This is a genomic window from Bacillus sp. FSL K6-2839 (assembly GCF_038003365.1).
Classification (GTDB): domain Bacteria; phylum Bacillota; class Bacilli; order Bacillales; family Bacillaceae; genus Bacillus.
On record NZ_JBBOOZ010000001.1, the window covers coordinates 2,032,231 to 2,054,029 of the forward strand.

At 40.6% G+C, this 21,799-nt stretch carries 27 protein-coding genes; 9 read left to right on the forward strand and 18 right to left on the reverse strand.

Annotation, left to right across the window (positions count from 1 at the left end):
- Positions 1-24: 24 nt before the first annotated feature.
- The gene (locus MHH26_RS10395; protein ID WP_106031285.1) at positions 25-765 is read right to left on the reverse strand and encodes a polysaccharide deacetylase family protein; all 741 of its coding nucleotides are present in this window, start codon (positions 763-765) and stop codon (positions 25-27) included.
- Between the two features lie 177 nt (positions 766-942).
- Positions 943-2,064, reverse strand: a complete 1,122-nt coding sequence (locus MHH26_RS10400; protein WP_334749803.1) for a Rap family tetratricopeptide repeat protein — start codon at positions 2,062-2,064, stop codon at positions 943-945.
- 234 nt (positions 2,065-2,298) lie between these two features.
- Between MHH26_RS10400 and sigK the strand changes: the two genes are divergently transcribed.
- Complete coding sequence (sigK, locus tag MHH26_RS10405) at positions 2,299-3,024, forward strand: RNA polymerase sporulation sigma factor SigK (RefSeq protein WP_034620857.1); 726 nt, start codon at positions 2,299-2,301, stop codon at positions 3,022-3,024.
- A gap of 116 nt (positions 3,025-3,140) precedes the next feature.
- Here sigK and MHH26_RS10410 read toward each other — a convergent pair whose 3' ends face one another.
- From MHH26_RS10410 to MHH26_RS10420, 3 genes are read right to left on the reverse strand one after another with little or no spacing between them, the layout of a single operon-like run.
- Entirely contained in the window at positions 3,141-3,431 is a 291-nt protein-coding gene (locus tag MHH26_RS10410; RefSeq protein ID WP_340973364.1) for a DUF3986 family protein, read from the reverse strand.
- Positions 3,432-3,446: 15 nt separating this feature from the next.
- Entirely contained in the window at positions 3,447-3,863 is a 417-nt protein-coding gene (locus tag MHH26_RS10415) for a hypothetical protein (protein ID WP_340973366.1), read from the reverse strand.
- A 32-nt stretch (positions 3,864-3,895) separates the two neighbouring features.
- The gene (locus MHH26_RS10420; protein ID WP_340973368.1) at positions 3,896-4,321 is read right to left on the reverse strand and encodes an NUDIX hydrolase; all 426 of its coding nucleotides are present in this window, start codon (positions 4,319-4,321) and stop codon (positions 3,896-3,898) included.
- Positions 4,322-4,473: 152 nt separating this feature from the next.
- Between MHH26_RS10420 and MHH26_RS10425 the strand changes: the two genes are divergently transcribed.
- Positions 4,474-4,605: a hypothetical protein gene (locus tag MHH26_RS10425; RefSeq protein ID WP_334749816.1), complete on the forward strand. Its 132-nt coding sequence runs from the start codon at positions 4,474-4,476 to the stop codon at positions 4,603-4,605.
- Between the two features lie 48 nt (positions 4,606-4,653).
- Here the strand turns inward: MHH26_RS10425 and MHH26_RS10430 are convergent, their stop codons facing one another.
- The 4 genes from MHH26_RS10430 to MHH26_RS10445 all read right to left on the reverse strand — a co-directional run bounded on the left by MHH26_RS10430 (position 4,654) and on the right by MHH26_RS10445 (position 7,514).
- On the reverse strand, positions 4,654-4,842 hold the full coding sequence (locus tag MHH26_RS10430; protein WP_340973369.1) for a hypothetical protein: 189 nt from the start codon (positions 4,840-4,842) through the stop codon (positions 4,654-4,656).
- Positions 4,843-4,939: 97 nt separating this feature from the next.
- Positions 4,940-6,352 carry a polysaccharide deacetylase family protein gene (locus MHH26_RS10435; protein ID WP_340973371.1) on the reverse strand — a complete coding sequence of 471 codons (1,413 nt, stop codon included), beginning with the start codon at positions 6,350-6,352 and terminating at the stop codon, positions 4,940-4,942.
- A 158-nt stretch (positions 6,353-6,510) separates the two neighbouring features.
- On the reverse strand, positions 6,511-7,065 hold the full coding sequence (locus MHH26_RS10440) for a hypothetical protein (RefSeq protein WP_034661402.1): 555 nt from the start codon (positions 7,063-7,065) through the stop codon (positions 6,511-6,513).
- Positions 7,066-7,202: 137 nt separating this feature from the next.
- Positions 7,203-7,514 (reverse strand): GNAT family N-acetyltransferase, encoded by a 312-nt coding sequence (locus tag MHH26_RS10445; RefSeq protein ID WP_340973373.1) that lies wholly within the window; start codon positions 7,512-7,514, stop codon positions 7,203-7,205.
- A gap of 319 nt (positions 7,515-7,833) precedes the next feature.
- Here MHH26_RS10445 and MHH26_RS10450 point away from each other — a divergent pair, with 319 nt between their 5' ends.
- From MHH26_RS10450 to MHH26_RS10470, 5 genes are all read left to right on the forward strand, one after another.
- Positions 7,834-8,160 carry an uberolysin/carnocyclin family circular bacteriocin gene (locus MHH26_RS10450; protein WP_034661404.1) on the forward strand — a complete coding sequence of 109 codons (327 nt, stop codon included), beginning with the start codon at positions 7,834-7,836 and terminating at the stop codon, positions 8,158-8,160.
- A 297-nt stretch (positions 8,161-8,457) separates the two neighbouring features.
- Positions 8,458-9,999 carry a hypothetical protein gene (locus MHH26_RS10455; protein WP_340973375.1) on the forward strand — a complete coding sequence of 514 codons (1,542 nt, stop codon included), beginning with the start codon at positions 8,458-8,460 and terminating at the stop codon, positions 9,997-9,999.
- A complete protein-coding gene (locus tag MHH26_RS10460) occupies positions 9,962-10,501 on the forward strand; it encodes a stage II sporulation protein M (protein ID WP_223249893.1) in 540 nt (179 codons plus the stop codon). Before MHH26_RS10455 ends, MHH26_RS10460 begins: the two co-directional genes overlap by 38 nt.
- Positions 10,502-10,522: 21 nt before the next feature.
- Positions 10,523-11,068 carry a hypothetical protein gene (locus MHH26_RS10465; protein ID WP_034661406.1) on the forward strand — a complete coding sequence of 182 codons (546 nt, stop codon included), beginning with the start codon at positions 10,523-10,525 and terminating at the stop codon, positions 11,066-11,068.
- The gene (locus MHH26_RS10470; protein ID WP_106042467.1) at positions 11,061-11,729 is read left to right on the forward strand and encodes an ATP-binding cassette domain-containing protein; all 669 of its coding nucleotides are present in this window, start codon (positions 11,061-11,063) and stop codon (positions 11,727-11,729) included. The genes MHH26_RS10465 and MHH26_RS10470 overlap by 8 nt, the downstream gene beginning before the upstream one ends.
- Before the next feature lie 53 nt (positions 11,730-11,782).
- Here the strand turns inward: MHH26_RS10470 and MHH26_RS10475 are convergent, their stop codons facing one another.
- Entirely contained in the window at positions 11,783-12,076 is a 294-nt protein-coding gene (locus MHH26_RS10475; protein WP_060596629.1) for a CotD family spore coat protein, read from the reverse strand.
- A gap of 219 nt (positions 12,077-12,295) precedes the next feature.
- On the opposite strand from MHH26_RS10475, the gene MHH26_RS10480 reads away from it, so the two are divergent.
- Positions 12,296-12,508, forward strand: a complete 213-nt coding sequence (locus MHH26_RS10480) for a hypothetical protein (protein ID WP_340973379.1) — start codon at positions 12,296-12,298, stop codon at positions 12,506-12,508.
- Positions 12,509-12,544: 36 nt separating this feature from the next.
- Here MHH26_RS10480 and MHH26_RS10485 read toward each other — a convergent pair whose 3' ends face one another.
- From MHH26_RS10485 to MHH26_RS10500, 4 genes are all read right to left on the reverse strand, one after another.
- Positions 12,545-13,885, reverse strand: coding sequence for a sugar porter family MFS transporter (locus MHH26_RS10485; protein ID WP_034661417.1), 1,341 nt, complete (start codon positions 13,883-13,885; stop codon positions 12,545-12,547).
- Positions 13,886-13,966: 81 nt separating this feature from the next.
- Complete coding sequence (gene araA, locus MHH26_RS10490; RefSeq protein ID WP_340973381.1) at positions 13,967-15,388, reverse strand: L-arabinose isomerase; 1,422 nt, start codon at positions 15,386-15,388, stop codon at positions 13,967-13,969.
- A 17-nt stretch (positions 15,389-15,405) separates the two neighbouring features.
- Positions 15,406-16,110 carry an L-ribulose-5-phosphate 4-epimerase gene (locus tag MHH26_RS10495; protein WP_034661424.1) on the reverse strand — a complete coding sequence of 235 codons (705 nt, stop codon included), beginning with the start codon at positions 16,108-16,110 and terminating at the stop codon, positions 15,406-15,408.
- Positions 16,104-17,729 carry a xylulokinase gene (locus MHH26_RS10500; protein ID WP_340973382.1) on the reverse strand — a complete coding sequence of 542 codons (1,626 nt, stop codon included), beginning with the start codon at positions 17,727-17,729 and terminating at the stop codon, positions 16,104-16,106. The genes MHH26_RS10495 and MHH26_RS10500 overlap by 7 nt, the downstream gene beginning before the upstream one ends.
- A 273-nt stretch (positions 17,730-18,002) precedes the next feature.
- Here MHH26_RS10500 and MHH26_RS10505 point away from each other — a divergent pair, with 273 nt between their 5' ends.
- Positions 18,003-19,103 (forward strand): GntR family transcriptional regulator, encoded by a 1,101-nt coding sequence (locus MHH26_RS10505; RefSeq protein ID WP_340973383.1) that lies wholly within the window; start codon positions 18,003-18,005, stop codon positions 19,101-19,103.
- Between the two features lie 33 nt (positions 19,104-19,136).
- On the opposite strand, the gene MHH26_RS10510 is transcribed toward MHH26_RS10505, so the two are convergent.
- The 4 genes from MHH26_RS10510 to MHH26_RS10525 all read right to left on the reverse strand — a co-directional run bounded on the left by MHH26_RS10510 (position 19,137) and on the right by MHH26_RS10525 (position 21,735).
- Positions 19,137-19,862, reverse strand: coding sequence for a DsbA family oxidoreductase (locus MHH26_RS10510; RefSeq protein ID WP_334749833.1), 726 nt, complete (start codon positions 19,860-19,862; stop codon positions 19,137-19,139).
- Positions 19,863-20,003: 141 nt separating this feature from the next.
- Positions 20,004-20,561 carry a 6-phospho-3-hexuloisomerase gene (gene hxlB / locus MHH26_RS10515; protein WP_334749834.1) on the reverse strand — a complete coding sequence of 186 codons (558 nt, stop codon included), beginning with the start codon at positions 20,559-20,561 and terminating at the stop codon, positions 20,004-20,006.
- The gene (gene hxlA / locus MHH26_RS10520; protein WP_024718772.1) at positions 20,558-21,190 is read right to left on the reverse strand and encodes a 3-hexulose-6-phosphate synthase; all 633 of its coding nucleotides are present in this window, start codon (positions 21,188-21,190) and stop codon (positions 20,558-20,560) included. The genes hxlB and hxlA overlap by 4 nt, the downstream gene beginning before the upstream one ends.
- A 188-nt stretch (positions 21,191-21,378) precedes the next feature.
- The gene (locus MHH26_RS10525) at positions 21,379-21,735 is read right to left on the reverse strand and encodes a winged helix-turn-helix transcriptional regulator (RefSeq protein ID WP_340973387.1); all 357 of its coding nucleotides are present in this window, start codon (positions 21,733-21,735) and stop codon (positions 21,379-21,381) included.
- Positions 21,736-21,799: the final 64 nt, after the last annotated feature.

Sequence of the window (21,799 nt, forward strand, 5' to 3'; positions counted from 1 at the left end):
ATGACTGTTTTTGACGAATGCTTCCTATTGCAGGTGAACAGGTACATACGCTTTGTCATGATGCAGCAGTTCGCTCACTTTGACAAATTCATAGCCTCGATCCTTTAATTCAGGAATCACTTGTTTCAGTGCTTCTACCGTCTGCTTCCGATTGCCCCCGCCATCATGCAAAAGAATGATATCGCCGCCTTGAATATGATCAATAATCCGGCTCGCAATTTTGCGTGAGCCTGGTCTTGACCAGTCCTTCGGATCTTGCGTAAAGGACCACATGACCACATCATATCCTTGCTTTGACAAAATGCGGAATGATGTCATCGTCAAGCGGCCACCAGGGGGGCGAAATAATAAGGGTCCGCCAGGCTGAAGTGAAGCGATATGAGCCGCTGATTCTTTTAATTCCTGCTTGATCTCCTTTGATGATAACAGGTCAAAATACGTATGATTCATCGTGTGATTGCCAAGCTCATTTCCCTCGCCTACGATTCGTTCCGCAATCTCTGGATATGTATGGATACGGCTGCCTACAACAAAAAAGCTGGCATTCACTTGATGCTCCTTCAGCACATCCAATACTTGATTCGTGTACACTGGATGAGGTCCATCATCAAAGGTCAGTGCAATCTTTTTTCGTTCCTGTCTCATGTCCCAAAAAGCTCGTCCTGTTTTTTCTAGGTCGATCCTTTTTAATGTTCGAGCCTCTATTTTATTAGGAACAAACGTGCATAGCAGCAATATACACATCAAGACATGCAACCCTCTCATTTGACCGCCTCCACAGAACATTCTTACAGATTAAATTGCCCGTTTTTTGATGAATCATTCAGCATTCATAGTCACGGTCCGCATCTCTGACTTCTTTTTTGACATAAAAAAAAGCCGGCCCATCAGGCCCGCTTTTTGTTTCACGTTTGGTTTCTCTCTTCAACTGTCGAACGTTGCTTAGAATTCATACAGACACTCTCCTTCTTGGATTTGATTTTGAGCCCATAATAATTTCTGATAATACTGGTTGGACTTCTGGTATTGTTGAGAGGCTTCTAAGGCTGTCGCAATTTCTAGTGAGATATCCTCTATATAAGAGTATAGGCTAAGTTTTTCCAAATAATCAATGGTTTTTTGCAGTTGTTCTTCATTCATTCCTTGAACATATAAAGCATCCAGATACTCAAACATATGACAAAACAGCTGGTCTTCATGCTTCTTTGCAGCTAATTTTCCATTTTCTAATATGCGGCGTGCTTCCACTTGTTCATTTTGTCTAAAAAGCAGTTTTGCCAGCGTATAGAGCGTATGCGGAAGCGTCGGAAGCTGCTCTTTACAGGCAATGTCAGCCGATTCCGTTAAATAGCGTTCTGCTTCCTCTCTATAGCCCAGCTCCCCATAACATTTTCCTAAATTATAAAGCGCTGAACTGTATATCCGCGGGTGATCAATCTGTGATGCGAGCTGTTTTGCCTTTTTTAAATGAGGCAGTGCCCGGTCTTTTCGTTTTAGATCTTGATAGTTTCCTGAGATAACAAAAAGGCACTGAATGATGCGAATAGAGTAGGCATCATGCTGATCGTATATTTCCAGCGCCTTTAAAATATGATGCATCGAGACATGCGTTTGCTTCATTATATAGTAGGCTTCTGCTACTTTAAAATGAAACTCAGCCTGCTCAATATCATCAAATACCATGGACAGCTGTTTTTCTGCCACTCGATAATATTTGACGGCTTCTAAATATTCTTTTTGACTAAACTCATGCATGCCACGAAAAAATGCATGGTAATAATGCAGCATATCAGATAACTCATGATTGGAATTTTCGATTTTATCGACAAGATTAGATACTGAGAAAGGTTGATATTTTGAAGGGTGTATATAGTCAAGCATGATTTGGTGCCGAAAACACATGAGCTGATAATAAATCAGTAAATGCTGGTCCTCTTCCATCCGTTCAATTTCCGCTTCTACTTCTGCTTTCAGGATTTCCGCATCTGGAACACTAAACTGCCGTATCATTCGATACCATTCATTAATTTTCATACCTACATGTGAAGAAAGAACCTTCCCCATGTTCCGAAAAAACCCCTTCCTTTTCGGTCTAATATTACATATTTTAGCACGCTTCTTGACCGCCAAGCACCGCAAAGAAACCGCAAACATATGAGAAGGGCAGCAAAAACAGACGAACAGAAGCCCGTTTTTTTCGAAAAAGATGATTTTTTCATCGTACAGACACAGACAATCCCCCCTTCACATACATTTGAGGATATAGGCAGTGGCCTAAACATGGTGGAGGTGAAAATCGTGGCAGGAGTATTTACAGCGATGGGATTGATGGTCAAAGAATTGGTGTTCTTAGTGTCCTATGTCAAAAACAATGCCTTTCCACAGCCCCTTTCAGGAGATGATGAAAAAAAATACTTAGCCCTTATGGCACAGGGCGATGAACACGCGAGAAATATGCTGATTGAACATAACCTTCGGCTCGTCGCCCATATTGTCAAGAAATTTGAAAATACCGGGGAAGACGCTGAAGACCTCATCTCCATCGGGACGATCGGACTCATTAAAGCCATCGAAAGCTATTCCTCTGGAAAAGGAACAAAGCTGGCAACGTATGCGGCGCGGTGTATTGAAAACGAAATTCTGATGCATTTACGCGCACTCAAAAAAACTAAAAAGGATGTCTCCTTACATGACCCCATCGGTCAGGATAAAGAAGGCAACGAAATTTCTTTAATTGATGTCTTAAAATCAGAAAGTGAAGATGTGATCGATACCATTCAGCTCAACATGGAGCTTGAAAAAGTAAAGGAGTATATCGACATTCTCGACGGCCGGGAAAAAGAAGTCATCGTCGGCCGGTTCGGTCTTGATTTAAAGAAAGAAAAAACGCAGCGGGAAATAGCAAAGGAGCTCGGGATTTCGCGGAGCTATGTATCCCGTATTGAGAAGCGGGCGCTGATGAAGATGTTTCATGAGTTTTACCGGGCGGAGAAGGAGAAACGGAAGCGGGAAAAGGGGAAGTGAAAACAAACTCTTTCCAACTTCTAATAACAAACAGACCTTGTTGGGTCTGTTTTTATTTTATCATCACAATTTAGCCCACATACACAAAAGAAAACTATGTCATGTTTTATCCTCATTTATTTCACTATATTGTTTTCTTTTAAAAAACGCTCAAAAAGTTTATGACCTTCTTCCTCAATTTGGTCATCTTCAACAAGATATTTTCCAATCAATAGCCCTAGATCATTCCACTTCTCATATTCCTTTAAAAGCGTTATCCCATAACTTTTTTGATTAAAAAACAAGAGCCATCTTCCTGTTTCTAAACTCTTAAAAAACACGCCTTCATAATCAAAACCATGTTCATAATATCCTACATGTAAATGCATAGTATCGTCTAAACTATGTAATTTTTCTGCTGTACTCACTTTCATCTTACCCCCTTAACTTTCCATATCATGCTGAAAATCAATATCCCTCAACTCGACCCATTCAACAAAATCAGGTACCTTTTTTGTCGTCAAAAAAAGGTGAACGATTTGATAAGCTTGATCCCGATTGATGTAGCTACACGATGGCACATACAATGGGGCTCCTGCGACCAAATGCTCGATAGTTTCAATTTTTTCTCCCTTTTTAAAAGGAACCAAAAAATTTGGATACCTCATGATCAAGAAACCATACGGTTCCGTATAAAAGAAAACTAGACTTTCACATTCCCACTCTTCTTCTATCTCAATGGAAGATTCGCCATTTCCTTGTTTCCAATACTCTTCACCCTCCTGAAAGAAAATTCTTTTCATGAATTCTTCTCCCGGATTTTCTACTGGAGCTCCTGTGGGGCCGTAGTATAAAAACATCCATATCTCTCCTTCATACCTATATCAACTTGTTAACCAACTGTTCTATTTCCTTCAAATTTATAAAAAGCTTGTGGTTCTTCGTTTAATTTTAGCATGTTATATAACTTTGGATTTAGCTTTTGAAAGGTTTGCGTGCTGACCCATTTTACTTCTTCAATATCATGATCCGGATCGAGAATACTCATTTGTCCCCCGGTGATTTCAGCAAAGAAGGTGATCATCAGCGCATGATGCTTTTTATCTTGAAAAAACGCTTCTCGAACCGAATGAAGTTCATTTACTTTGCAAACATATCCTGTCTCTTCTTTCACCTCACGGATCACGGCCTGCTTCAGGTGTTCTCCTTTTTCTACAGCACCACCCGGAAGTTCCCAATATCCTTTTACATTTTTGACCATTAACATATTTTCTTCCTCATCATAAATAATAGCTGATACTACGTCTACTCGTTTCAAATGAATCCCCCTCAATCATTCTCTGTTCACATCAATTGTCGAATAAATAGCACGAACTGTTCATTTCAATACATTCATTATACTGTATCCTTGATACAAGATAATGGATAAGAAAGCAAAACAGCATTCGTGGGCAGATTGGAGGCCACAGCATGTGGATCATCATCATTTTACTTATTGTCCTCATTGGATTTACAGGGAATATCGTTTCTTTATTAAGACAGATGAAAGAGTCGAACGAGAAAATCATACAACTGTTAAAACATCAAAAACCTAAAAAATAAGACCTCACCCTTTTAGAGAGAGGTTTTTAGAGTAAGCAATTATTCTTATCATTTCTCATGAAGCAACATATATCTGATTCGACGAATATAATGCAGTGCAATATGAACGAGACATAAAATGAGCCCGATCATCGCAAGAATATAGATGGGGAGCATCAAACCAGGTACATAGTTGACGATAAAACCCAAACAAAACGCTGTCAGCATATACAGACTGATCAACCTCATCAATATCATACGAAGCCCTCCCTTTCTACACTCACTTTAACATGATTTCCCTTTATTTTCATAATTGGCTTTAAAAAATGCGAATCCACTAAGATTCGCATAATCATTACGTATTCAATTCACGTTTCTTCGCCCGCGCTTCCTTCCACTGCTCAAGCTCTGAAACTGTTAATAATTGATATCCTTGTTTGGTCAATTCCTTGATAATTGTGACAGCTGCGTTTGCCGAGGTGTCATAGATGTCGTGCATTAAGACGGTTTCTCCGCTAGACGCATGTGTAAGAATATAGTTGGCGACGTATTGGCTGTTGCGATATTTCCAGTCTTCAGGATCTACGTCCCAAAGCGTGACTTTCATGTTGACAGCTTCGTTGATCTGCCCATTTGTTCCACCATATGGCGGTCTAAAGTGAGTCGGTGTGAATCCGCCTGCTTTTTCAATAATTTGCTGCGTATCTTCTACTTGTTTGATAGCTTGTTTTAACGGCAGTCTTGTGAGTAAAGGATGGCTATAGGAATGATTTCCGATTTCATTCCCACCCTTTCTGATCTCACCCAGCATATCGGGGTAATATTGAACCCTGCTGCCTAATACAAAAAATGTCGCATGTCCTTTGTTTTCTTTTAAGGCTTTTAAGATTTTTGAGGTCGTGGATGGATTTGGTCCATCGTCAAATGTCAGGGCAATGGCTTTTTGATTTGGGTTGAATGTTGCCTGTTTTGGCAGTTTTACAAGCTTTCTTTTTGAGATCGGTTCTTTTTTCTCATTTTTGTTCTTTTCTTTATGAATGTATTCAGGCTTTAACATTCCTTTAAGCAGCGTTTTTTTAATCGCCAGCACTTGAGGACCTTGTTTGCTTGGTGCGATTTGTCCTGCTGGAAAGTAGAATTCAATAAAACGATCTTTGATGGCAAAATACTGATAATGCTCTGCCGCAGGAGACGTTCCTTGCTTGAGCAAATGCTCGTTTTCAGCAAGAGTGCGATCTTTCTTTAATTCCTCAAATGTCATTTGAGACAGTTTTTGCAGATCTTCTTTCTTTGATAAAAATAAATCATCTATTGATAAAAAATGCTGTTTCTTGAAATCAAAATTGAACAACTTCGTTTGATGTGCGCCTTTTACTCCGCCTTTCAATTCATATGTATTGAATTTGATCGCAGCGGTTTGTTTGGCATAATGAGTAATCTCGTAATCTATGTTTAATTCGTATCGATGATCTTCATCGACATCGCTTGCTTCACTAAATGATGTTTTGAATTTGTCGAGCGCTGTTTCTGCAAATCTTTTCATCTCTTGATCTAGCTTTTTTTGATGAAACACTGGATAGTTCACAGCATATCTCAAGTATCTCCCGTCATTCACGAGAGTGACAATTTCAACTTCTTTATAGCTCGCATCTGGTTCTACCTTCTTCTTCTCTGTCCCGCTTGCCTGCTGATTATGATAAAACGCAGCGATTCCGATGATGATTGCAAGTCCGCATAGGACGAGACTAATTTTCCATTTCATTGACACAATGATTCCCCTCTCGTGATGGCGTCATGTCTTGATGACGTGTGTTTGTAGGATAGACTTTGCGCGAACTCGATTTAGTTTTCAAAAAACACATTTGTCACATTTTCGTCACAATTAAGAGAGGTTGAAAAAAAGGGCTTGATCTCTCAGCCCTTTGATTATTTTTGCATATATAGTTGAAATAATTTCGTTTCTTCATCAATAGAACTCGCTCGATCAAAAGCCGCTCTAACCGTCTTCGTATTGTTCATGAGCTCATACAGCATTGTCAGGACAAAGATAAATGCCGCATCTCCATCAATGTAATCATCAGGCGCTGTATAGGACAAAGCACCTGCTTCTAAAAAGGCTTCTGCAAGTTTTTTCTCACCTAGTGTGCAGCCGGTTGATATGACGTGAACCCCTTTTAACGAAGCATACCGCTTGATTTCATCCGCTCCAAAAGTTACACCTCTAGGCTCCCCATCTTCGTATACATCTTCCCCTAACTCTGGCATGAGAAACGCTCCTTCTTCCCCATGAAAAGATAAAAGAAAGTAGTCCGTCTCCCTTCTATTTCTCCCAGATAACACATCAATCAGATCATTGGGTCTGCCTATCCAATGCATATCGACTTTTGCACCAAAGTTCTCAAATGCTGCACGCAGGGCAAAAGATTCTAGCTCACTATTTGGTCCTGTTGCTAATGTGATGCGCATGGTCTGTTGTTCCACTTGTATCTCCTCCAAACGATGATAAAAATAAACCCATTTTTTCTTCATCTGCATATGTATCCGTCCATTTTAGTGCACTGATCAATACATTTGCTCGATGTCCTGTCGTTCTCGTGCGAAGGAAAGAGCTTCCGTCATCAAGCCTTGCCTACTCCCTTTCCGCGGGCACCAGCCGTTACATACATCGCTGCTACATTCGCTCGGTGCTTTAATTTCTGTAAGGTTTCTTGGATGAGTGTGACCGTCCCCACAAGCTGCCCTTGGTAAAAGGTGCCAAAGGTCCACATAGATTGTGCCGAAGTAAAACGAGCCGCATATTTGTCTTTTGTATCTATTTGTTCTTTTTCATAGCTCATCGCAAAGCCCTCTGGATGTAATCGCAGTGCTTCTAGTCTTAATGCTGTAAATTCTTCAGCATCACCTGCGTTAACAATTGAATATTCAGACAACCACCTCCAACAGAATGATTGATACTTCCAATTTTATCTTGAAAGGAGGTTTTGATCAAAGGATATTGATCCCTTAGCACCAATCTCTTTTCTTATATGCAATTAGACTTGCTTATCCATCTGTGAAAACAAGGTATTTCCGATCATGTTTACTCGTTTTATCCTAGCAAAAACGATTCTTTTCTCACTTATCTTTTCACCTTTTTTATATTAATCTATAACTAATTCATGAAAAAAAAGAAAAAAAAGGATTGCTATGAATGAAAAGATATCATAAGATAGAATAGTAATAAAAAGACAAAAAAGGGAGGAATTTGATATGACAGAAACAAGAAACGAAATCAAACTACATGTTCTTTTTGGTGCTTTAGCAGTAGGTTTCCTTATGCTAGCTCTTTTTTCCTTCTCGCTACAGATGCTGCCAGTTGCTGATCTAGCAAAAGAATTTGGTATTCCAGGCAGTGTTGCAGCTGTTGTTTTGAACGTTGTTGAAGCGGGCGGAGCTGTTACAACAATCGTCTCCATTTTAACTGCTGTAGGATCAGGTGGTCTTTCTCTTATTGCAGCGGCTGGTAAAGAGACCATTCGTCAGTACCTTAAAGCCCAAATTAAGAAAAAAGGCCGTAAAGCCGTTATTGCTTGGTAATTCATTTTTATGACTCAATAGAAGGAGACTTTGTTCTCCTTCTATTTAAATTTTGATGCAGGTGAGAAGATGTTATATCCATTATTATCACTACTTCTATCAATTAGAATTCAACAACAATATTCAAATCTAGCTCAGTTTATAATACGTAAGGTTCCATTTTTCACATCGTTTTCTTCTAAACAGTACATATTATTTTCTTGTATCCTTGATACTTTATTCGGATGTGTGATTGTATTCGTTATTTCTTCATTTCTTTACTCTCCGATCTATCAAATAGAATGGGAAAGTGCTTTTGTGATATTTTTGTTTCTTTTCTCTATCGTCAAAGGGATTGAATCTTATAGAAGAACTCATATTCTTCCTTTTGAAGAATTGATACAGCTTGCACCTGTTTCCTCAAGACACCTTTTCCAAACGCTTTTGTTTTCAGAACTGATCTGGTTGATGTTGACCAGTTTGAGTACTTATTTAATCTATTTTCTGTTTCAATATTCCATTGCACAAACACATGACTGGATATTCTGGTTAAAGCATCTCAATGTCATGTTGACAGGTTTCTTCCTTTTTATCGTCAGCAATAAGATATTTGGTGCTTACATCTATAATATTGTCGTGAAAAAAATCGGGATCATTCGTGTTCTTTTTTTCGCAAGCATCTCTTTACTTTTTTTCTTATTTGGAAGAGTCCTGATATTGAACATTATTTTCCCTTTTTATCACACCTTCCAACAACTTTTTCAGTCGATTTCATCGCTTGCAGAGGATTCGTTTTGGATTACACTTTCCAACAATTTGGTGGCTTTATATCAAAATGATCTTCAGCATATCCATCATGCTTTATTCTCAAAGGATTCTGTATTTCTACAATTTCAAGCGCTTTTCACTTCACCTGTCACATTTTTCGTGGTGATATTAGCAGCTATACTCGTCATGAAGAGTCCTGTACGCTGGATTCCAACTGGGAAAGATCATGATCAAAACTCAACACATTTTCGAGATTTATTTTATTGGTACTTTCAAGTACTTAATAAAATTCAAGGCTCGCTGTTTCAAAAGAATATGTTGATCCAAAAAGACCTCAAGGTGTTAAAAGAAAAAAGATGGCTGCTGTCTAAAGAGTTTTTTAATTATATGTTTATGTCATATGAAGCCTTCTTTTATATCGGGGTTATGACTAGTTTGATCTCCATTATTGATCATCCGGCTTTGCAGATTCAGCTGCTTTTTACATTAAATGTGATGATTTTAGCAAATCAAACGTATGAGATGAGAATGCTGACCCCTTCTATTTTTTCTTTAAGTGCTGAAAAAAAGAATATTTGGCTTTTTGAGCTTTCTCAAACATCTCTTATTCAGTTTTTCTTATCAAAAATCCAGTTATTTTATTGTTTATTTTCCATACCAGCTCTCTTTCTGCTATTCATTAATCTAGCAATCATGGGTGTATATCAGCTTTTTGATATTCAGATGCTCATTCAATTTGTGGCATTAGGGATTGGTTTTTTCATTTTCCCTTTGATTCAGCTTTACTTGTTTCCATTTACAACGAAATTCAATTTTATTCATGAGCATGAAATAGGGACAACCAATGAGGAAATAGAAGTTATCGATAAAGGGCAGGCTTTTGCAAGAAACTTTCTTGTATTACCTTTTATGTACTACATGATCTTGACCTCTTTTCTACCTATTTTGCAGCAATCCTCAGGTCTCATAAACTTTCTGTTTGCTTTATATTTTGTGATCGTTTCATTGATCTGCTGGGTGTTATGCCGCAAGACCATCTATAAAGGGATTGAGTATGTTGAAAAAAATAAGATATTTTCTATCGGAGAATAGACTGATTTTACGACTCGGCTACATTTATGCTGCTATCTTTATTGCAGCAGTGCTGATTGGTAGCCTTCTTCCTTATGATCAGATTCCTTATTTAAAAAAGGATGAAGAGATGTTTTTTCTATCTATTTTCTTAAACAATTTGCAAGTTGGGATGGCGATATTAGGGATCGGAGCTTTTACAGGCGGCATCATGGCTGCTGGCATTCTTTTTTACAACGGATACATTATTGGCAAACTAGTTCAGTATTTGATTGTCAATCAAGAAGTGCAGCAGATATTCACAGGATTACTGCCTCATGCTTTCGTAGAGATTCTTGGTTTCATCCTGTTTTCAATAGTCAGCTCTTTTCCTTTTATTTATCTTTATCGATTTATAAAAGGAGAAACAATTGATTTAAAAAAGCTGACTGTGACTGTGCTTCAATTGATTTTTGCAGCAATTGTTCTCTTATTCGCAGCATCTCTTTTAGAGGAATACGTTAGCCATGTACATCTACCATAGAAGAAAGGGGAATGTGGTTCCATGGAGCTACTTCTACGACCTAAGGAATTTTTCAATCAGAATCAATCGATTAAAACCATTGTAGGCCTTGTCTTACTATCATTATTTGTTTCGACTGTCTTTTTAACATTTTTTATTATTGATTTGTTAGTAGATGAACCGTTATCTGCTGGAAAACAAGTAGCCAGCATTGTTTTTATTTTTTTGCTGACGATCCCGCTGTATTTCATTTTAAATTTTCTCAGTACCGTTCTCACTTCTATTTATATGTATTTTTTTCATAAAGCTTTTATTTTACGCAAAATGTATCTTGTCATTTTGGTTTATAATGCATTTCTTTTATTAGTGAATAGTGCAGCGATCTATTGTGTGATGGTGTTACAATTAGATCACTATTTTATCTTGATACAAGCAATTTCCTTCTTCATCAACTTATATCTTTTGCGCATCCTTTATGATGGCATCATTTACTATGCAGAAGGGTCGAAAAAGGCTGCCCTTGCGACAGTGATCTTGTATATGCTGGTGACCACTGTGTTTGTTATTGGAGGATTCATCAATGGCTAGTCTTCAAGTGTCTCAACTATCTTTTCGCTATGAAACAACAGAAGAAAGCTCTCTCCTCCTCGATCAAGTTTCGTTTGATCTGAAAGGAAGTGATCGAGCTTGTATCATTGGAAAGAACGGCAGTGGTAAATCGACTCTTTTAAAGATCATCGCTGGTCTGCTTCCTTCTGTATCAGAAACGATTTTACTCAACAAACAGCTTCACCCCGGGACCACTCAATATAAAAGTCTGGTGGCGTACATCCCTGATAAGCCTTTAGTCTATGATGCGCTCACTGGTCTTGAGCACATGGAGCTTGTCCAGTCTTTATGGAAAATGAACAAGTCAGAAAAAGAATTATACAAAGAGACTTTCCTATCGCTTTGTGATGCATTTGATTTAACGCATGCCCTAAAGATGCCAGTCAAACAGTATTCATTGGGCATGAGATATAAACTTTTCTTTAATTGTATGGTGGCAAGATCTCCAGAGCTGATCATTCTTGATGAGCCTTTTACCTCTCTTGATGAGGCCTCACAGATACAATCGATTTCTTTATTAAAAAAAGAATTCTCACATCGATGTGTTTTATTTACCAGCCATCAGCGCTACCTTTATTCAGAATTAGGAAATCGTTTCTTCCAGCTGGATCAAGGACAATTAAACGAAGTGGAACGTTAGACATACAAAAGGCATCCCATAAAAGGATGCCTCTCTTCTTTTTCTCGATCACATTACCACTTACAGCGTTTCACTGGACGGCAGCAAGGGTTTTTGATATCCCTGCCGCAATCGTATTCTTCCACAATGTACTCGTTATGAGTAGATTGAGTGACAGGGTAGTAGTTTTCAATTCTTTTGATGTTTTTATTGACGTTTGTGATATGCGTTGGATGAATTTTTCTGATGGTTTGTTCATTCGTTGTCGTGTTGACAATTTGACGTGTGGGGAAAACAACCGTTTCATCTCCTCCTTGGTTTCCTCTGCGAGGACCAAAGAAAAAGTCATCTAATCGATTCCGGCTCATCTCAACACCCCTTCAAGTTGTCTTTCACTTACACTCTATCGTATGTAAGAAGCGCCTTTCGTGACTAGATGCTTGTCTATTTTTAAAAAAATCCACTATTCATCTCGTTTTCTCTTCCTTTACAAAAGGACAATTTTAACATATTATACAAATGATATATTGTGGTAGAAGAAATTGTGGCCCATAACCTTCCCACTTATCAAATACGAGGTGAACGATATGATCAATACGACACAACCAATCGAACGAAACAAGCTAGACATTGCACTTGAACTGACTCAATTGCATTTGAATCGATATGAAACGAGTCATCCTGATCAGTTGAGTGAGGTTTATGCGAAATATTATGCGCTGCTTGAAGTGCTGGATTTATCTTCTTATGATCAATTGATTGATTTATTGCCCGCTGAGCTAAAACAGACGCTTGAGTAAAAAACCCCTCTATCCACATAGGATAGAGGGGTTTCTTTATACACGTGCTGCCATATCGGTTTCGATTTGCTCTAAGCTTCTTCCTTTTGTTTCAACTAGTACAAAGCGGGTGAACAATAGTCCGATTAAGCAGATAACCCCAAATGAGGAGAAAATGACCCCAAAGCTGAACTTATCAGCTAAGATAGGGAAAACGAGTCCAACAGCTAACGATCCCGTCCAGTTAAAGGCAGATGAAATGCCTGCTCCAATGCCCCTGACAGAGAGTGGGAAGATTTCGCCGATGATGATCCACGTGATCGGTGCCCATGAGAAAGCATAGCACAAGATAAAGCAGCAAAGGGAAATCAATGTCACCCAGTTTAAAATCCCTTCACTAACGCCAAGTGCACCTAATGCCGCTGGTGCAAAGAAGGAAAGTGCCATACCTGTGCCTCCTACGGTGAGAATCGTTCGGCGGTCGAACCGGTCGACAAATTGTAAAAAGATAACGGTTGTCACGACAAAAATGACACCGACAATGACTGTAAAGCCTGCTGCGACCTGCGGCGCAAGGCCTACATTCCGAGCAATACTCGTTGCATAATACACAATGGAGTTCGCGCCTTGAATTTGCTGAAGGGTCGCCATCCCAACCCCGATGAAAAGAGCCATTCTGAATTTCTTTTGGAACAATTCACGAATACCAGAGCGTTCTTCTTTCGCGACTTCTAAAATTTCCTGCATTTCTGCTTCGATTTCTTCACGGGAAGAACGCAGTGATCCTAATACCTCCCGTGCTTTATGAGCCATTCCGTGTTTAATTAAATATCTCGGAGATTCAGGGAGCCTCAGCATACCAATATAAAGCACGATAGCAAATAAAGCGGCACTTCCCAGCATCCAGCGCCAGCTGTCTGGAATAGGTTCAAACACAAACGCGACAATATAGCTCAGCAATAGTCCGCTCACAATCATAAGCTGATTGAGCCCAGACAATTTCCCGCGGATTTTAGCAGGAGCGATTTCAGACATGTAAGCCGGCACCAAAGATGAGGCTGTTCCTACTGCTGTCCCTAAAAAGATACGAGCAATGGTTAATGAAATCTCTTCTGGTGCGATGGCTGACCCTATAGCTCCGACAAAAAAGATGATCGATGAGACCAAAATGAGCTTTCTGCGGCCGAACTTATCCCCCATGAGGCCGCTTAAAATCGAACCAATGATTGCTCCGCCCATTAATGAAGAGACGACTATTCCAAGCCATAATGGGCTTAGCTGAAATTCTTCCTGAATATGTCCTTCTGCCCCTGCAATAATTCCAATATCATATCCGAATAAGATGCCTGCAAAGGACCCGAAAAAGAAGATAAATTTGCTTGACACTTTTTTCTCCAAGTGGATGACCCCCTCACTTAATTAACCGCTTTCATTTCATCCCGTGCTTCTACTGCAATCAGTAGAAGACCTTTCACCCTTCTATAAAACCACATATTCTGCATTGACAAGCTTTGCAAAATGAACAATTTGATCAACTGTTAAATTAAGGGATACGACTGTATGATGACCCCCGCCTTGCTTAATCCACGCTTTGACGCCATCCTGAAAATTCGGCTTGATTTTCCAGAGCACACGTGCAACCGGTAAATGAGGTGCTGCTTCCTCCGGCTCAAAGGCTTCGACTTCTTGTATGAGCCATTTGAAATGGGTTCCAAAGTCAGCAATGGAAACAACAACACCTTCGCCTGCTTTTCCATCAAACACAAGACGCGCTGGATCTTCCCTGTTTCCGATACCAAGTGGAGATACGACAATCACTGGTTTCGTATGGGCGAGCGCTGGATCTACTTCTAACATATGAGATTGCAGCACCGCTTCCTGTCCAGAGGTCATTTCATACGTGTAGTCCTCCATAAAACCAGTGGATTGATGATGACTCATCACCTTTAATAATCGGTCCAGTGCAGCAGTTTTCCAATCGCCTTCCCCAGCAAAGCCATATCCCTTTGCCATCAGCCGCTGTACCGCTAGTCCTGGCAGCTGTTTCATTCCATGTAAATCTTCAAAGTTTGTCGTAAAGGCATTGTAGCCGCCTTCATCTAAGAAGCGTTTGATGGCAATTTCATAACGCGCTTGCACCTTGACACTTTTTTCCCATTCTTCAACTGAATACGTTCCATAATCCACATCATATTGCGTTAAATACTCCGCAAATAATGCATCTACCTCTGCTTCTTCTACTGCATTGACATATTCGACGAGATCGCCTATTCCAAAGTAATCAACAGTCCACCCTAATTGAATCTGGGCTTCAATTTTATCGCCTTCTGTTACAGCCACGTGGCGCATGTTGTCACCAAACCTAGCTACTTTAATCTGAAAGCTCTCATGATAAGCAGCCGCCACGTCCATCCAATCAGCGATTTGCTGCTGCACATCCGGCTTAGACCAATGACCGGCGACAATTTGATTTTGTTTATTTAAGCGTGCATTGATATAGCCATATTCTCTATCTCCATGTGCAGATTGATGAAGATTCATATAGTCCATGTTGATCGTGTCCCACGGAATCTTCTCATAATACTGTGTGACAAGATGCAAAAGAGGCTTCTGCAAGAGATCGGTTCCGCGTATCCACATTTTTGCCGGTGAAAATGTATGCATCCACGTCATCACGCCGACAACCTCATCGCGATAATTGACCTCTTTCATGAGCTTTGTGATTTGATCCGCGCTGACAGCCAGCTCCTGCAAGATCACTGGGTAAGGAAGTAAACCACTCTCATTTAAGGCATCCGTCATCTTTTGAGCATCTGCTTTTACTTTCTGCAGTGCTTCATCTCCATATAAATGCTGCGATCCAACAATAAACCAGCATTCTTTATGTTGACTTGTTAACATAGAAATCCCTCTTTTCTTTATCTTGAAGGTTTTTGTCCGTAATACGCATGTTCTCCGTGTTTTCTTAAGTAATGTTTATCTAAAATTCGCTGCGGGAGAGGCTCCGCGTATTCGTTTAATTGCTTTGCGAACAGATTCATTTTGGCAACTTCATCTAAAATCACACTGTTTGTGACCGCACTTTTTGCATCTTTTCCCCACGTGAATGGGCCGTGACCTTGAAGCAATACACCCGGCACCGCCATCACATCTAGGTTTCTTTCCTCAAACGTTTCGATGATCAGCCGGCCCGTTTCTACCTCATAACCGCGGTTGACTTCTTCTTCTGTCAGAAATCGAGCACACGGAACAGCGCCGTAAAATGTATCGGCATGCGTTGTGCCCATTGCCTGTAAATCAAGACCCGCCTGCGCCCAAACGGTTGCCCACATGGAATGGCTATGTGATATACCGCCAATTTCCTCAAAGTGTTTGTAAAGAACAGCATGTGTTGCTGTATCTGATGAAGGACTGAATTCCCCTTCCACTACTTCACCGTCAAAGTCGACCACAACCATGTCTTTTGCTGATAATTGGTCATACGCTATACCGCTCGGCTTAATAACAAATAGACCGCTGTCACGATCACACGCACTGACATTGCCCCATGTAAATTTCACAAGTCCGTATTTCGGCAAATCTAAATTCGCTTCAAATACTTCTTCTTTTAAGCGCTCTAGCATACAGTTGTCACTCCTTTCTTTGGCATCAGATGTGCTACTGCCGCTTCTTCAATCGCAAGGCCCTCTTGATAGCGCTTTAAAAATTCGTCAAAGCCTTTGACATCAAGCGGATCGGGTTCTATGAGTTCTTCTGATGTATGGGCAAACACTTGATGCGTGAGAAATTCAGCCAATGTTTGCTTTTGATGATGGACCATATAGGAAGCAAGGACAGCCATTCCAAACGCACCGCCTTCTCCCGCAGTGGAAACGACTGATACAGGTGTATCAAGCGCTGCGGCCACCATTTTTTGACCAACGAGCGGGGTTTTAAATAACCCCCCATGCCCTAGTAACCGATCAATCACAACCTGTTCATGTTCTTTTAAACGATCCATCCCTATTTTCATTGCACCAAAAGCAGAAAAAAGATGGGTACGCATGAAATTAGCCAGATTAAAGCGGCTTTCAGCTGATCTGACAAAAAGAGGCCTTCCTTCTGGAAATCTTGTAATATTTTCACCAGAATAATAGCCATAGCTTAAGAGTCCGCCGCCATCTCGATCTGCTTCTAACGCCTGCTGCAATAAGGCTTCGTATACCTTTTCTGACGCCACTTGCATACCCAATGCTTCAAATGCCTCTCTGAATATATTCATCCAAGCATTTAAGTCACTTGTACAGTTGTTCGCATGAACCATTGCGACTGGCAGTCCGTCTGGCGTTGTGACCATATCCACTTCTGGATACACACCCTTTAGCTCCTGCTCTAGCACAATCATGGCAAAAACAGATGTCCCAACTGAAATGTTCCCTGTCCGTTTTTCTACGCTGTTTGTTGCCACCATTCCCGTTCCGGCGTCACCTTCCGGGGGGCAAAATGGGATGCCTGGCTTCAAGTGTTTGCCTTGATCTAAAATGGCTGCTCCTGCTGCCGTTAACACGCCAGCCTCCTCGCCTGCTAAATAAACACGTGGCAGAAGGTGACGCAGCTTCCACGGGTAGCCTTTTTCTACGATCAAGTCTTCAAATTGATGGAGCATTACTTCATTGTAGTCCTTCGTTTGTTCATCAATTGGAAACATGCCTGACGCATCACCAATGCCAATGGCCTGCTTTCCGGTTAACAGCCAGTGAATGTACCCTGATAGGGTGGTCATATATTCTAAACGGGAAAGATGTTTTTCCTCCTCTAATATCGCTTGATACAGATGGGCAATGCTCCATCTTTCTGGAATATGAAATTGGAAGACATTCGTCAGTTTTTGACTCGCCTCAATGGTTGTTGCATTCCGCCATGTTCGGAATGGAACGAGGACCTCTCCTGTATGATCACATGCCACATAGCCATGCATCATAGCTGATACTCCAATTGAGCCAATGGTTTGAATGGTCACGCCATACCTTTGCTCGACTTGCTCTTTCATCTCCCGGTACGCCACTTGAAGACCTGTAATGATATCAATTAAGTTGTACGTCCAAATTCCTTCCTGGAGAGAACTTTCCCATTCAAATGTACCTTGAGCAATCGGCTGAAACGCTTCATCTATTAAAATGGCTTTAATTCGTGTTGAACCAAATTCAATGCCTAAAGATGTCCGTCCTTCTTTTAAGGCTTTGGTCGTCTCTTCATGATCCATTCTGCGTTCACCTCCATTATTGATAGCGGTTTCAATTTTAATTTTCTAGATTCATTGATTCTCTGTGCACATTCACAATATAATATTTGTACGTACATATGTCAACATTAAATGTAGTTGTACATACACAATATGACAAAAACCTTCACTTTTCTAAAGCTGAGACGACAGAAAGGGAAAGCGCCTGTTTTTGATTCGACAACCATGTTAAAATATGTCCATACAATTTCTTCTCAATCCGAGTAGATGATCAACTGAGAAAGAAGTGAAACGATGAAAAAGAAGTACCAGATCATTATCGATGATATAAAAAGCAAAATACTCACAGGGGATTACCGGATCGGGGAACGTATTCCAACCGAATCAAGCCTGCAGGAGATGTATCAAGTGAGCAGGCATACGGTTCGAAAGGCCATCTTAGAATTGTCGAGCGAAGGGTTTTTACGAAGTGAAAAAGGTTCAGGCACATTTGTGACCAATCAATATCAAACAAAGCCTGCTGGACATACGCATATGAAAACGATTGGCGTCATGACGACATACATATCCGATTACATTTTCCCTTCCATCATTCGAGGCATTGAAAGCCGATTAAACGAAGAGAACTATTCTTTGTTACTGGCAAGTACGAATAATGATGTGGAACAGGAGAAAAAAGCGCTAGAAATGATGCTGTCCTTTGGTGTGGACGGACTCATTGTCGAGCCGACGAAAAGCAATTTATATAATCCGAACATCTCGTACTACCTATCTTTTAAAGAACAGGATGTACCGCTCATTATGATCAATGCCTATTATGAACAGTTAGAGGTTCCTTTTCTCTGTTTAGATGATGTGAAATCCAGTTATTTAGCCACAAAAGAGCTGATCGCCTCTGGACATCAGCAAATCGGCCTGATCTCAAAAACAGATGACTTACAGGGAAAGTACCGAATGAAGGGATATATTCAAGCGCTCGGTGAAGCCAAGCTTAACTTTCTGCCTGAGCACGTCCTCTTTTTCGATACAGAATCGAAGCAGCATTTGGGAGATGATATCAAAACTTTCTTAATAGAGCATCAGCATGAGCTGACTGCCCTTGTTTGCTATAACGACGAGGTTGGATTAGAAGTTGCCAATGTATGCAGTGACATCGGGCTGTCCATTCCAGAGGATCTCTCCATTATTGGACAGGATAATTCGTATATTGCCCAGAAAAATGCCCATGTGAAGCTGACAACATTGACCCACCCTCAGGAGCAAATGGGCCGGGATGCGGCAGACTGGATGATTAAAAAAGTTCAAGGAAAAAAGAATCTCCCTCATCAAACCTTTTACGAACCTGAATTGGTTCCAGGTGAAACGATCAAACATATGAATGCAAGAAAAAAATGAGCCCTTTTTGGAGGAGGCTCATTTTTTATATGATTAGATCTCTTCTTTAGGGGTAGGAACTGCGCATACGCCGTCTGCACATGCTGCTTCAAATGAATTGGCAGCCGCTTTCTCAGCTTGAGCTGCTTCTTCTGTCCAAGCCGTTTCAAGTGCACGAAGGAAGGTATCGGGTGGCTGTGCACCTGCCACTGAATATTTGCCATTCAATAAGAAGAAAGGAACAGCAGAAATGCCAAGCTGTCTCGCCTCTTTTTCGTCCTCTCGTACATGATCTGCAAACTCTTCGCCGCCTAAAACTTGCTGTACTTCCTGCAAATCAAGACCTGCTTTTTCTGCAATATCTAAAAGGGTTTGACGATCACCAACATGCTTTCCATCTGTAAAATATGCTTGAAACAGCTCTCCCATGACGAAATCGCCTTTCCCCATTTGACCAGCATATTGCGCCAATCGATGGGCATCAAAGGTGTTTGTCAACACGAGTGGATCAAATTGAAAATCGATTCCTTTCTCTTTGCCGGCCTGCTTCACCTGCTCATTCATCGCCATGGCCTGGCTGCGGCTCATCCCATATTTTTTGACGAGCATATCATGGACATCATAATCGACATCAACGGGTGCATGTGGATCAAGCTCAAAGCTTTTAAACTCGATTTCTACCTGTTCCTTTTGAGGGAATTGTTCAAGCGCTGTTTCTAGTTGTTTTTTTCCTATATAACAAAAAGGACAGGCGATATCTGACCAGATTTGTACTTTCATCTTCATCTTCCTTCCGAGCTTACGCTTTTTCTTTAACGATGTAACAATTATAGTTACATCAAATAGATGATGTCAAGATTCTGCTCTTGATTTAGATAAAAAAAGCCTCTCCTTCTAAGAAAGGAAAGGCTTTGAAAATATCTATTCTAAATTTGCATGGTGACCGTACATTGTATGTGTGTCGAGCTCTTTTATTTCCATTAAACGCAAAATGACCGCATCGTATGTCAGAAGAAGCGATTGCTCAAATAGCGAGCCCATTGGCTGAATGGTATGATGGCTTCCTTCCTTTTGATCCTTAGGCGCACCTGACAGTAAAATGACTTCATCCGATAGATCAGCTAGAGGTGAGTCAACTGAAAGCGTGAATGCTGCCACTTTTCCGCCAATTGCTTTTGCCTTTTTTGCAAGGATTAGCAATGTCTCTGTTCGACCAGAGCCGCTCCCAACAATCAAGAGATCTTCTTCTGTAAAGGAAGGAGTATTGGTCTCACCGATCACATAAGCCTTGACGCCAATATGTGTGAGTCTCATGGCAAATGATTTTCCCATCAAACCAGATCTGCCAGCACCTGCCACAAAGACCTTTCGTGCAGCTAAAATGCTTGAGACAAGCCGCTCCGTTTGTTCGTCTTGAATAGCGGGCGAGTGCTCAGAAAGCTCATTCAAAATGGCTTTCACATAGTCACTGGTCTTCATGATTGTGCGATCAGCTGCTTCATTTGTGCGGCCACTTCTGCTTTATTGTCCTGGCTTGCGATACCGCCGCCGACAATGATCAAATCAGGATTTAATTTCACGACTTCAGGTAACGTATCAAGCTTAATCCCGCCTGCAATGGCTGTTTTCGCTTGTTTGACGACTTGTTTAATGGTCATAAGGTCAGCAAATGAGTTTTGACCAACCGCTTGCAGATCATAGCCTGTGTGCACACAAATATAATCGACTCCAAGCTCATCCAGCTCTTTTGCCCGGCCAGCGATATCTTTGATGCCAATCATATCAACTAAAATCTGTTTCCCTCTTGCTTTCGCTTCTTTCACCGCTCCTTGAATGGACATATCTTCTGCCGCTGCAAGAATGGTGACGATATCCGCTCCAGCTTCAGATGCCTGCTGCACTTCATAACCGGCCGCATCCATAATTTTCAGATCAGCGAGTACACGTAAATTCGGAAAAGCCTGTTTGACTTCTTTTACAGCACGCAAGCCTTCATTGATCACAACAGGTGTCCCAATTTCGACCACATCAATAGATGCTTCTACTTCTTTGATCAGCTCAATCGCTTCTGGTATATTCACTAAATCTAATGCTAATTGTAATTTCATTCACTTTCACTCCCGTTTTTTCATCTCATCTTCAAGAGCTTCGCGGATGGTGCTTCTTGAACGATGAAATGAGTATAACAACAGGATGGCAGCAATCCAAGTACGCACTTTTTTTTTACATACTATACTTTTTCGCATATGGTCACAAAAAAGATACTGTCTTTCGACCAGTATCTTTTGCAGTATTACTATTTATCATCCTTTAAAAAATTGCTGTCGAGATATTGTTTTCCCCAATCATACATCGCCTCTAAAATCGGCATTAAGCTTTCTCCTAGTTCTGTGAGGGAATATTCAACTTTTGGCGGAACGACAGGATAAACCTCCCGATGCACAATGTGATCTTCCTCTAATTCTCTTAACTGATTGACAAGCATTCTTTGCGTAATCCCAGGCATTAACGTCTTTAGCTCACCAAACCGTTTTGTCCCTTCTCTGCCAAGGTGCCATAAAATCAGCATTTTCCACTTACCGCCGATAATATTCAGCGTCAGCTCTTTTTCGCAATTAAACACTTTATTTTCCATACGTGATGACAACGACATACACTCCTTTGGTACAAACCATTTACGCTTTATCATATACTGCGGCAAAATGGATTGCCTAGCA